Here is a 12,225-nt window from a genome sequence, read left to right on the forward strand (position 1 = left end):
GGCACGAGGAAGGTGATGTGTGCGGTGGTGGTGGGTGGGGTGTGGTGGTGGGTGAGGTGGGGGTGGGGGGTGTTGGTGGTGAGGGCGGTGAGGGCGTGGGTGAGGTGGGTGGGGTTGGTGGTGGTGATGGCGGCGCGGTGGGGGTGGTGGGTGCGGGTGTGGGTGGTGGTGTAGGCGAGGTGGGGTAGGGGGGTGGGGGTGTGGTGGAGGTGGTGCAGGAGGTGGGTGGCGGTGGTGGTGAGGGCGGTGGGGGTGGTGGCGGAGAGGGTGATGGTGTGGGTGGTGGTGGGTGGGGGTGTGGTGGTTGGTGGTGGGTGGGGTGGGGTGTGGTGTTGGGTGATGATGTGGGCGTTGGTGCCGCCGAATCCGAAGCTGCTGGTGGCGGCGGTGGGGGTGGGTGTGGTGAGGGGTGTGGGGGTGGTGGGGATGGTGAGGTGGGGGTTCCAGGGGATGTGGGGGTTGGGGGTGATGGTGGTGGGGTGGGGTGGGATGGTGCGGTGGTGGAGGGTGAGGATGGTTTTGATGAGGCCGGCGATTCCGGCGGCGGCTTCGAGGTGGCCGATGTTGGTTTTGACGGTGCCGAGGTGGAGTGGGTGTTGTCGGTGGGGGGTGAGGGTGTGGGTGAGGGCGCGTATTTCGATGGGGTCGCCGAGGGTGGTGCCGGTGCCGTGGGTCTCGACGTAGTCGATGTGGTGCCCTTCGACTCCCGCGTCCGCCAGGGCGCTCAGCACGACACGCTCCTGCGCCGCACCGCTCGGTGCGGTTAGGCCGTTGCTCCGCCCGTCCTGGTTGACCGCGCTGCCCCGGATGACGGCGAGGACGCGGTCCTGGAGCGCGAGCGCGGTGCTCAGGCGGCGCAGGACGATGATTCCGCAGCCTTCGCCTCGGACGTAGCCGTCGGCGTGTTGGTCGAAGGTGTGGCAGCGGCCGGTGGGGGAGAGCATGCGGCCTTTGCTGAGGGCGATCATGGCGTCGGGGGAGAGGATGAGGTTGGCGCCGCCGGCGATGGCGGTGTCGGTTTCTCCGGTGCGTAGTGCCTGGCAGGCGAGGTGTACGGCGACGAGGCTGGAGGAGCAGGCGGTGTCCACGACCAGGCTGGGCCCCTCCAGGCCGAGCGCGTAGGACACCCGGTTCGCCGCGAAATTGGCGGACACCCCGATCGCCGTGTATTCGTCGATCGAGTCGGGGCTCTCGGTGACCATCCGCTCGTACTCGCCGGCCCGCATTCCGATGTAGACGGCGGTGTTGGTGCCGCGGAGGTGGTCGGGGGGTATGTGGGCGTGTTCGAGGGCGTGCCAGGTGGTTTCGAGGATGAGTCGGTGTTGGGGGTCGATGGCGGCGGCTTCGCGGGGGGTGATGCCGAAGATGGTGGGGTCGAAGCCGCGGACGTCGGTGAGGAAGCCGCCGTGGCGGGCGTAGGTGTGGCCGGGGGTGTCGGGGTCGGGGTGGTAGTAGCGGTCGTTGTCCCAGCGGTCGGCGGGGATGGGGGTGATGGCGGTGCGGGCCTCGGTGAGCAGTCGCCAGAATTCCTCCGGGCCGTCGGCGCCGGGAAAGCGGCACCCGATCCCCACCACCGCGATCGGCTCGGACGCCGGGGGCGCGGAGTCGTCCCGGTGCGACTCTGCCGGTGTCATCGCCAGTGCGCGAGCGGCGGCGGCGATTGTCGGATGGTCCCAGGCGAGGGTGGCGGGTACGTCACGGCCGAGCCGCCTGGACAGCCTCTCCGCGATGCCTACCGCCTGCACCGAGGCCAGACCGAAGTACGTGAACGACTCGTTCGGCGAGACGTCCCGCACGGCGCAGTGTGCCGATTCGGCTATCAGCAGTCGTAGCTGGCTCTCGATGTCGGCCGGCGTCCAGGTCCGCGAGGCGGGACCGGCGACGGTGACGTGGGCCGGCGGCGTCGCGGCGGGCGGCGTGACCCCGTCGCCGGTGGCGGTGACGTCGAGCGGCGCCCCCAGCCCCGCCGCCTCGTCGTCGGCGGCGATGGGCACCGGAGGCGGGTAGTCGCCGTCGAGGTATCTGGCCCGGGCGGCGCGGCGCTGGATCTTGCCGCTCGACGTCGTCGGAAGGGCACCCGGCCGGACGAGCACGATCGCGTCGACGGCCAACTGGTGTTCGTCGGAGATCCGGCGTCGGATGGTCGCGGCGATCCGGCCGTGCTCGGCGGGGTCGAGCCGACGTCGAGGCAACTCCTGGATCACCACCAGCGAGGGGTCGCCCGCGGCCTCGACCGCGAACGCGGCGCACCGCGTCGAGGCGAGTGCGGGATCGCTGTCGATGCTTGTGGCCTCGATGTCGTGGGGATAGACGTTGCGTCCCCAGAAGATCATCATGTCGTCCACGCGACCCGTGACGTACAGCTCGCCGTCGAGCATCGCGCCGAGGTCACCGGTACGCAGGTACCGCTGCTTACCGGCGCCGATGGTGTTGTGGAACGCCCGTGCGGTGGCCTCCGGATTGTCGAGGTACCCGCCGGTCACGCTCTTGCTGCGAAGCCAGATCTCACCCACCCGGCCCGCACCGGCACGGCGGCCGGTCGACGGATCGACGATCTCCACGGTGGTGCCGGACAGCGGTCGCCCCGAGCTGACCAGCGCACGCGCCTTCGCCGGATCTGTCGGCGGCAACACCCGGCCCGCTTCGAGCTCGTCCTTGGCGACGTATCGCACGACCGGTTCGGCGCCCACCACGTTCGTCGACACCACGAGAGTGCTCTCGGCCAGGCCGTAACCGGGGATGAGGCTGGACCTGCGGAACCCGCAACTGGCGAAGGTGCGCGCGAAGGCGTCGAGTGTGGCCACCCGGACCGGCTCGGCACCGTTGATCGCTCGCGTCCAGGTCGATAGGTCGAGATGTTGCCTGTCCTGTTCGTCGATGCGATCGACACACATCTGGTACGCGAAGTTCGGTGCGAAACTCACGACCCCGCCGTACCGCGTGATGGCCTCCAACCAGCGCAGCGGCGACCGGACGAAGGCCATCGACGCCAGGTGCGTCGACGGAAACCCGGAGAACAACGGGAATACCAGGCCGGAGAGCAGCCCCATGTCGTGGTAGAGCGGAATCCAGCTGACACCGTGCGTATCGGGGTTGAGGGAGAGGCGACTCTCGGTCGATCGGGCGTTGGCCAGCAGATTGCCGTGGGAGACCCGCACGCCCTTGGGCATGCCGGTCGAGCCCGAGGTGTACTGGAGGAACGCCAGCGCGGCACCCGTCGAGCCGCCGGGCTGCCAGTCCCGCCCGGAGCCCTCCACGACCTCCTGTCGGACGGACAGCCAGCGCGCCTGCCGCAACGACGATCCGGCAGGCCCAGCCAGGTCGGCCGGCAGCCGGTTTGGCTCCGTCGCGTCCGGTGGCGGCTCGTCGGACAGCACGACGGCGGGGCCGCAGTCGCGCGCGATCGCCTCGATCCGGTCGTGACGCCCCGAGGCGACCGGTGGGTACGCGGGAACCGCCACCAGCCCCGCGTAGAGGCAGGCGAGAAAGGAGGTGATGTAGTCGAGGCCCGGTGGGCACAGCAGGAGGACCCGATCACCGGGCTTCGCCGCCTGGCTGAGCGCGGCCGCGACATCCCGGACCCGGGCTTCGAGCCCGCCGTAGGTCAACTCGTGCACGACGGGCGGCGCGGACCCCACGTAATCGAGGAACCGGAAGGCGAGGCGGTCGGGTTGGCGCTCGGCGCGCTGCCGGAGCAGCTCGTTGATCGTCTGCGGGCGTGCCGTCACGACTGTGCCCCCCGTGTCCTCGGTGCGTTCGCACTCGTGCTTCCGGAAGCGCTGCACTCGGCGGCGCGTGGGGGAATTCCCGGTGCCGCCGAGTAACAGTGTGCGGTGTTGGGGGCTAGGGGATCTTTTAGTTCTGACCGAGGAAATGCATTTACCGCAGACGATGCGTAACGATTTATCGGGCCACCGCCGCACCCGATCTGGCGGCAGGCCGCCGCGGGCGGGTACGACGTGCGAGAGCGGTGGTCAGACGCCGATGCGGACGGGGAGCGTGAGCAGGCCGCGGACGAGGGTGCCGGAACGCCAACCCAGCTCTTCGGGCGCCCGGGCCAGCGTCAGACGCGGAAACCGGGCCAGCAGCGCGTTGAGGGCGATCTCACCTTCGAGACGGGCCAGCGGGGCACCCAGGCAGTAGTGGATGCCATGCCCGAAGGCGAGGTTTCCGCCCTCCCGGCGGATGTCGAGTCGGTCGGGTTCCGGGTACTGGTCGGCGTCCCGGTTGGCCGAGGTCAGCGCGACGAGGACGAACTCGTCGGCGGGGATCGTCGTTCCGCTGAGCACGATGGGTTCGGTGGTGTAGCGGAGGGTGGCCATGTTGAACGGTCCGTCGTAGCGCAGCAGCTCCTCCACCGCCTGGGGTGTGCGGGTGGGGTCGGCGCGCAGGGCGGCCATCTGCTCGGGGTGGCGCAGCAGCGCGAGGACGCCGTTGCCGATCAGGTTGACGGTGGTCTCGTGCCCGGCGATCAGGAGCAGGAGCACCATGTCGAGCGCCTCCTGGTCGGACAGTACGTCGGTGCCGTCGGTGGCGACGAACATCGAGAGCACATCCGGACCGGGGTGGCGTCGCTTGTCGTCGATGAGCGTGCGCAGATAGGCGGCGAGGTCCCCGTACCTGCGCGTTGCCGAGGGTCGGCCGGACAGGATCCCGTTCGACCACTCCCGAAACGTGTCCCGCTGTTCGAGTGGCACACCCAGCAGTTCGGTGATCACGGCGATCGGAAGTGGAGACGCGAAGCTGTCCAGCAGGTCGAACTCCTCGCCGGTGCCGGCGAACTCGGCCTCCACGGCGTCCAGCAACTCGTCGGCGATCTGCTCGATCCGCGGCCGGTAGCGCCCGATGCCGCGTGCGGTGAACGCCCTGTTGACCAGGCGCCGCAGCCTGGTGTGGTCCGGCGGATCGCTGTTGAGCATGTGGTGTGCGGCCGACTTGACTACATTGTGGAACTTGTCCGGCTCGGTGTGGCGCTCCATCAGGCGGACGACGGACGCGCTGTCCTTCGCCAACCGTGGATCGGCAAGCACGGCCCGGGCATCCTGGTGGCGGGTGACCAGCCAGGCCCGGATCCCGGACGGGACGACGATGCGCACGACCGGTCGTTGCTCGCGGAGCACCTTGTAGAACTCATGTGGCTGCGCCAGTTGGTCGGCGTCCAGAACCAGGTGATCGTCAACGGTGCCGTCGAGGGGGGCTGCCTCGGTCACGAGTCCTCCTTGGGTGGCGAGTGACGCCGACCCAAACGGTGCGACGCCAGACGGTCTTTCGCTCACCCACCACGACCCGTGCCAACTACCCCGCGAAAAGTGTACGCGGCTGTCAATGACGGCTGTCGATCAGATTCGGTCTCGCCCCGGCGGGGCGGCTCGTGCGATCCGGGCGGGCGCGGCCTGTCGCTGCGCCCGCCCGGTCACGACAATCAGGCCAGGGGTGCGAGCCTGAACTGCTGGTTGGTCTGTCCGTGGCAGTCGTACAGCTGGATCTGGGCGCCGTTGGCGGTGCTCCAGACGTCCAGGCACCGGCCGGACTGCACGTTGCTGATGGTGCCGTTGGAGTTGACGTTCCACTGCTGGTTGGTCTGGCTGTGGCAGCCGTAGATCTGGACCGCCGCGCCGTTGCCGGAGCCCGCCGCGTCCAGGCACATGTTGCCGTACACCTGTAGTTGTTTGCCGGAGGTGTAGGTCCATGCCTGGTTGGACTGCTTGTTGCAGCCCCAGAGCTGGACCCGGGTGCCGTTGTTGTGGGAGGCGTTGGGCACGTCGACGCAGCGGCCGGACTGCACGCCGACGATCTCGCTGGCGGAGGTGGGCGGCACGCTCGGCGAGGTGGTGGGGGTCGGCGTGTTGGTGGGGGTCGCCGTCGGGCTGGTCGGCGTCCCGGGCAGCAACGGGCAGGTGCTGCGGTAGGTGACCACGCCGCTGTTGTCCAGCAGCGGGCAGAGGAACTGGCTGTACCGGGTGTCGTTGTCGACGAACATCTTGACGAACGGCAGCATGGTCCGGACCATCACCGGGTTCGACCGTCCGACCATGAAGCCGTGATCCGCGCCGGCGACCTCCAGGTAGGTGCTCTCCGTCGTGGCCGGGAGGCTGTTGTAGAGGCCGGTGGCGTAGGACGGGGTGACCACCGTGTCCGCCTGCCCAGCGAAGATCATCGTGGGCACCCGGTCGTTTGCCAGGTTCGACGAGGGCGAGTACGGCGCGATGCCGACCACTGCCTTCAACGAGGGGCGCCGGATGGCCGCGCTCAGCGCGCCACCGCCGCCCATGGAGTGACCGGCGACCGCCAACCGGGTGGGGTCGACCCGGTCGCGTACCGGGCTCTGCTGGGTCAGGTAGTCCAGCGCGGCGAGCAACTGGGTGCCTCGGGCCGTGTCGAAGTCGTTGCGGCTGTTGGTCTCGATGCCGATCACGACGAAGCCGTGGGAGGCCAGCCACGGCCCCATCCAGGCCAGCTCGGCGGAGAACAACGCGGTGTAGCCCGGCGAGATCGCGATGGCCCCGAAGGTGCCCTGGCTGGTGTCGGTCGGGTAGTAGATCCTGCCGCCGTTGAAGCCGTACCCGGTCGGGACGCTCACCGATGTGTTGGCGAAGGGGCCGTTCACGGCGGTGACGCTGGTCCGGGTGGGATCCGGGCCCCGCTGGTACGGGTTGTCGGCGGCCGAGGCCGACCCGGTCGTCACCGTCAGGGTGAACAACCCGACCGCGGCGGCGATCCCGGCCGCGGCGAGCGTGAACAGCCGCCCGCGAAGGCGGGAGGGCCGTCGGTCGGCACGGGTGTTCCCCGAGGGCGGTGGGTGGTGTGCATGTCCTCGCACTGTCGGTACCTCCTGGTGGTGGGTGGGTCCGGAATTTTCGGGGCCGTTCCGGAAGGACGGAGCGTTCGTGGTCGGGTGTGCCCGGTGGTGCGGGGCCGGGACACGATGCGGTTCCTCCGGTGGCGAGATTGGACGGTCTTCGTCACTGGCCGAGGCGAAGGCCCTGCTCGGGTGGCGGTGGCCAGCATGCCGCGTCCGGTGCCGGAAGGATCCTGTTAACGTTCACACTTATCGATGGCCTTCAGGCTGGCAGAAGGTTCCAGGTTTATCAACCGGTAGTTTCGGACCTGTTGCGGAGCGGGAGGTCACGCGCGGGTCTCGCCGGCCATGCAAGATCAACTGATTGGCGCGTCAATGTTGCGCCCACGAACGACGCTGCCCGCAATCGGTGGACCCGGTCGAGGGGCGGCGTCTTCATCGATGGCGTTCTCGTCGGCGTGCCGGACGGGCCGGCGGCTCATCTCCGGCGATCGACCGCCGCGTTACCGCCCGCGACGGAGGTTGTCGGCGATGCGGTCCACCGCCTGCTTCGCCTCGACCAGGCTGGTGCCGGTCTGCTTGCGGTAGGCGCGAACGGCCTCGATCGTCCGGCCGCCCTCCAGGTGTCGGACCACCTCTGGCTCCACGGGCTCGGCGATGTCGAGGTGATCCATGATCAGATCGAGCTTCCGCTGGATGGCCGCGAGTTGGGTCACCGAGCGGCGCTTCTCCTGGGACCACGCCCCGGCCGCGATCCCGATCGACCCGATCGCGGCGATGACGAGCAGTGTCGCTTCCCACGGATCCATCAGCACATCTAATCACCGTCCCGCCAGGACGGCCCGACGACCGCGCGGGTGGCCAGCTCGTGGACGCCGAAGAACATAATTTATTAAATAATATTGACATCCGCGCGTAACGGCTTGCAAGATCGGGTCGAAACCACCCCCGAGTACGGGCCTGTCCCACTGCTGTGAAGGAACCCCGTGTGAGACGACAACTGTTCACCGCCCTGACCGCCGCCACGGCCAGCCTGCTGATCGTGCCCGCCCCGGCCCACGCCGCAGCCCCCGACGACGCCGTGGTCGCCACCAAACCGGCACCCCAGCAGGTGCTCAGCCCCACGCCCTACCAGGGCTGGAACACCTACTTCGGCCTCGGCGGCGACTTCTCCGAGGAGTCCGTACGGGAGGTCGCCGACTCGATCGTCAGCCGTGGCCTGGCCAGGGCCGGCTACGACATCGTCTGGCTGGACGGCGGCTGGCAGGACCCGGAGCCGCGTACGGCCGCCGGTGACCTGCGGGCCGACCGGGCTCGTTTTCCGAACGGGCTCAAGCCGCTCGTCGACTACATCCACTCCAAGGGCCTGAAGGCGGGCATCTACACCGACGCCGGTCCGTACCTCCCGGGCAAGTGCGGGCTCGGCAGCGGCGGCGGCTACTACCAGCGCGACGCGAACCAGTTCGCCGCCCTGGAGTTCGACGCGGTGAAGGTCGATTTCCTCTGCGGGATCGCCGCCGACCTGGACCCGAAGACCGCCTACACCGAGTTCGCCCAGGCGCTGCGCGACAACGCCAGCAAGCGGCCGATCATCTTCAACCTGTGCAACCCGGTGACCTCTCCGGACTGGGGCGACTACCCGCAGGAGCAGCAGTCGACGTACTCCTGGAGTTATGCCCCCCAGATCGCGCAGTCCTGGCGGACCTACACCGACGTGGGTTTCGTCGGCGAGATCAAGTTCAAGGACGTGCTGCGCAACTACGACGCGAACGCGCGGCATCCCGAGGTCGCCGGACCGGGTCACTTCAACGACCCGGACTACCTGGGCCCCAACCTCGGACTGTCCGACGAGGAGTTCCGGACGCAGATGACGCTCTGGTCCGCGGCCGCCGCGCCGCTGGTGATCGGCAGTGACATCCGCAAGCTCAACCAGGCGTCGATCGACGCGCTCACCGACCCCGACGTCCTGGCGATCAACCAGGACCCCGCCGGTGTCCAGGCGGTTCGCGTCGGCCCCGCCGGCACGACCGAGACCTGGGTCAAGCGCCTGGCCAACGGTGACCGGGCCGTGGTGCTGCTCAACCGCGGCGAGAGCTCGAAGATCATCACCGCGAAGGCGTCGTCCGTCGGCCTGTCCGGCGCCCGCTTCACCGTGCGCAACGCGTGGACCAACCAGGTCACCGAGAGCGCGGGCACCCTCAGCGCCGCGGTGCCGGCGCACGGTGCCGCACTGCTCCGGGTCGCCCCGGCGCGTGGTCTGCCGGGTGCCCCGCACGTGACCGCCGGCCTTCCGCAGGTCACCAGGGTCGGTGACTCCGCCACGCCGGAGGGGACGGCACCCGTGGTCGGCGGCGGTGACCAGACGCGGGTCGAGGTCGTCGTCCGCAACGACGGCCTGCTGCCCGTCCGCAAGCCGCAGGTTGCTCTCGCCGCGCCGACCGGCTGGACGGTGCGGTCACTCAGCCCGGTGCCGCTGGTGCTCGCCCCGGGTCGGTCCACCACCTTCGCCTTCACGGTGACCCTGCCCGCCACCGCCGCTGCCGGGGACGCCGCGTTGACCGCCACCACGTCCTACGACGTGGTGGGGCGCGGCACGACACGCCAGACGTCGGTGTCGACGGTAGTGGTCGCCCCGGCGCCGCCGAGCGGTGACGTCGTGCTGTCCCACCACACGTGGGTCAGCGCCACCAGCGGTTGGATGACGCCGACCGTCGACCAGAGCGTCGGCGGCGGGTCACCGATCAGCATGGTCGGCCAGGTGTACCCGACCGGCCTCGGCGTCGCCTCGCCGTCCACGGTCCGTTACTACGTGGGCGACAGGTGCGACCGGCTGACCGCGACCGTCGGCCTGGACGACGCGGTACGCAACGTCGGCCCCGAGGGCGCCACCTCGACCTTCCAGGTGGTCGGCGACGGGCGGGTCCTGTTCGACAGCGGCGTGCTGACCCGGGACGACGTGCGTCAGGTCGACGTCGACCTGACCGGTGTCGGGGTGCTCGACCTGCTGGTCGGTGACGGCGGCGACGGCGGTTACAACGACCGCGCCGACTGGGCCGGCCTGAACGCCAGCTGCTGACACCTGCGCGATCGTCGAAAGACCGAAGCTCCGGCCCGGGTTCGCGCCCGGGCCGGAGCTTCGTTTCATCGTCGACGTACGTCGTGGCCTTCCGGGAGAAGGGTGCGCAGCAGCTCCCCGATCGTCAGGCGGCGGCCCGCTGCACCGCCGTGGCGGGGTTGCCGTCCACCGCCGCGGTGAGCTGCGGGACGAGCTTGTCCAGCAGGAACGGCAGACTCAACGGGGTGATGAACGAGGTCGCGGCACCGACCAGCTCCTCGTTCTCCAGGTAGATGTCGCGGCCCTCGGTCTTGACCTTGAGCTTGCTGTAGAGCGGGTCGGCCTGCACCTTCGCCCGGTCGGTGTCATAGGTGTCGACGAGCCAGATCAGCACGCCGGTGTCGAGCATGTCGGTGCGCTCCCGGCTCAGGTTCGCGCCGAACTCCTTGCCGGTCACCTCGGCCAGCCCGGGCGGCAACGTGAAGCCCAGGTCGGTGAGGAACCGCCCGCGCGAGTCCTGCGGGCCGTACACGTAGTAGCCCTCGTAGGTGGTGGCCATCAGGCCGGTCGCGCCGGCGAACGCCGGGTTCGCCGTGCGGACCGCGGCGAACCTGCCCTCGACATCGGTGACGATCCTGTCCGCCTGGGCCTTGCGCCCGACGGCGGCGCCGACGGTACGGGTGACGTCCTGCCAGGACACCCCGTAGTCGACGGAGTCCTTCGGCTGCGCCACGGTCGGCGCGATCTTCGCCAGCTTCGCGTAGTCGTCGCTGGTCAGCCCCGAGTAGACACCGAGGATGAGATCGGGCCGCAGGGCGGCCACCTTCTCGAACTGGATGCCGTCGGTGTTGGTGAGCACCTGTGGCTTGGCCCCCGTGCCCAGCGCGGCCTCGGCCCAGGGCCAGATGGCGCCCGGCTTCTCGCCGAACCACTCGGTGGTCGCCACCGGCACGACGCCCAGCGCCAGCAGAGCGTCCTGCTCGACGAGGCCGACCACGGCGATCCGCTTGGGCTCGGCCGGGATGGTGGCGGTGCCGAACTTGTGCGCGATCGAGACCGGGAAGGCGTCGGAGGTGGCGGCACCGGAGGAGGGGGCCGACGGCTCCGACCCACCGCCGCAGGCCGCGAGGAGAAGCAGGAGCGCGGTCGAAGCGACGGTCGCGCCCCGGCGGATTGAGGGAAGCCGCACGGGTCTTCCTTTCTGCCAGCGAGGCCCCAGGGTGGTGACCTCGAACGGGAGTGTAGGTTAGCCTCACCTAATTGAGTAATGCGAACGGGTGGACGGATGGAGCACGTGTTGACCTCAGGCACCGGCACCCGCCCGGAGCCCCGGACCGTCTCACCCGAAAAGGTGCCGCGCGAGTCGTTGTCGCGCTCCGGTCGGCGCTGGGCCGGCCTCGTCGTCGGCGTCGTCGCCCTCGCCGCCGCCGTGGCGTTGAGCATCGCGGTCGGCAGCCGCTCGCTCGGCCTCGGCACGGTCTGGCAGGTGCTCTGGCACGACGACGGCTCCGCCGCCGCGGAGATCGTGCACCGGCTCCGGGTGCCCCGCACGATCCTCGGGATCGGCGTGGGCGCGGCGCTGGGTCTGGCCGGCACGGTGATGCAGGCGCTCACCCGCAACCCGCTCGCCGAACCCGGCCTGCTCGGGGTCAGCCTGGGCGCGTCCACAGGCGTGGTGCTGGCCATCGCGCTGCTCGGGGTGACAAGCGCCAACGGGTACGTCTGGTTCGCCATCGCCGGCGCCGGGCTCACCTCGGCGGCCGTCTTCGCGCTCGGCGGTGCCGGCCGGGCACCCACCCCGGAACGGCAGGTCCTCGCCGGGGTCTCGCTCACCTCCGTGCTCGGCGCCGGAGTCTGGGCGATCCTGGTGACCCATCGGGAGGCGTTCGACAGGTACCGGCACTGGGACGTCGGCTCGCTCGCCGACCGGGAGACCGGCACGGTCACGCAGTTGGCACCGTTCCTGGTGGTCGGTGTCCTGCTCGCGCTGCTGCTGGGCCGCCAACTCAACGCGCTGAGCATGGGCGACGACGCGGCCACGTCGGTCGGCGCACACCCGGGGCGGATCCGGGTGCTCGGCATGATCACGATCACCCTGCTGTGCGGTGCGGCCACCGCCGCCTGCGGGCCGATCTGGTTCGTCGGCCTGGCCGTCCCGTACGCGGCCCGGATGTTCACCGGCTCGGACCACCGCTGGATCCTGGCCTACTCCCTGGTCCTCGGGCCCACCCTGCTGCTCGTCTCGGACGTGCTCGGGCGGGTCCTGGTGGCCCCGGCCGAACTGCCGGTCGGGGTGGTCACCGCGTTCCTGGGCGCACCACTGTTCATCGCGCTGTGCCGCCGACGCCGGCTGAGCACCCTGTGAGCGGGC

General features: G+C 70.1%; 7 protein-coding genes. 2 read left to right on the top strand and 5 right to left on the bottom strand.

Annotated features, from left to right (window positions below):
* From ACGFIW_RS28665 to ACGFIW_RS28680, 4 genes are all read right to left on the bottom strand, one after another.
* A partial coding sequence (locus ACGFIW_RS28665; protein WP_393322101.1) for a beta-ketoacyl synthase N-terminal-like domain-containing protein occupies window positions 1-3,728 on the bottom strand: 3,728 nt, incomplete at its 3' end.
* 246 nt (window positions 3,729-3,974) lie between these two features.
* The gene (locus tag ACGFIW_RS28670) at window positions 3,975-5,210 is read right to left on the bottom strand and encodes a cytochrome P450 (RefSeq protein WP_393322104.1); all 1,236 of its coding nucleotides are present in this window, start codon (window positions 5,208-5,210) and stop codon (window positions 3,975-3,977) included.
* A gap of 212 nt (window positions 5,211-5,422) precedes the next feature.
* On the bottom strand, window positions 5,423-6,820 hold the full coding sequence (locus ACGFIW_RS28675; protein ID WP_393322107.1) for a ricin-type beta-trefoil lectin domain protein: 1,398 nt from the start codon (window positions 6,818-6,820) through the stop codon (window positions 5,423-5,425).
* Window positions 6,821-7,302: 482 nt separating this feature from the next.
* Window positions 7,303-7,608: a hypothetical protein gene (locus tag ACGFIW_RS28680; RefSeq protein WP_393322110.1), complete on the bottom strand. Its 306-nt coding sequence runs from the start codon at window positions 7,606-7,608 to the stop codon at window positions 7,303-7,305.
* A 179-nt stretch (window positions 7,609-7,787) separates the two neighbouring features.
* On the opposite strand from ACGFIW_RS28680, the gene ACGFIW_RS28685 reads away from it, so the two are divergent.
* Window positions 7,788-9,875, top strand: coding sequence for an NPCBM/NEW2 domain-containing protein (locus tag ACGFIW_RS28685; protein WP_393322113.1), 2,088 nt, complete (start codon window positions 7,788-7,790; stop codon window positions 9,873-9,875).
* 124 nt (window positions 9,876-9,999) lie between these two features.
* Here the strand turns inward: ACGFIW_RS28685 and ACGFIW_RS28690 are convergent, their stop codons facing one another.
* Window positions 10,000-11,043 (bottom strand): iron-siderophore ABC transporter substrate-binding protein, encoded by a 1,044-nt coding sequence (locus tag ACGFIW_RS28690; protein ID WP_393322116.1) that lies wholly within the window; start codon window positions 11,041-11,043, stop codon window positions 10,000-10,002.
* A 96-nt stretch (window positions 11,044-11,139) separates the two neighbouring features.
* Here ACGFIW_RS28690 and ACGFIW_RS28695 point away from each other — a divergent pair, with 96 nt between their 5' ends.
* The gene (locus tag ACGFIW_RS28695; RefSeq protein ID WP_393322118.1) at window positions 11,140-12,219 is read left to right on the top strand and encodes a FecCD family ABC transporter permease; all 1,080 of its coding nucleotides are present in this window, start codon (window positions 11,140-11,142) and stop codon (window positions 12,217-12,219) included.
* Window positions 12,220-12,225: the final 6 nt, after the last annotated feature.

This window comes from Micromonospora sp. NPDC048935 (genome assembly GCF_043197875.1).
GTDB lineage: Bacteria > Actinomycetota > Actinomycetes > Mycobacteriales > Micromonosporaceae > Micromonospora.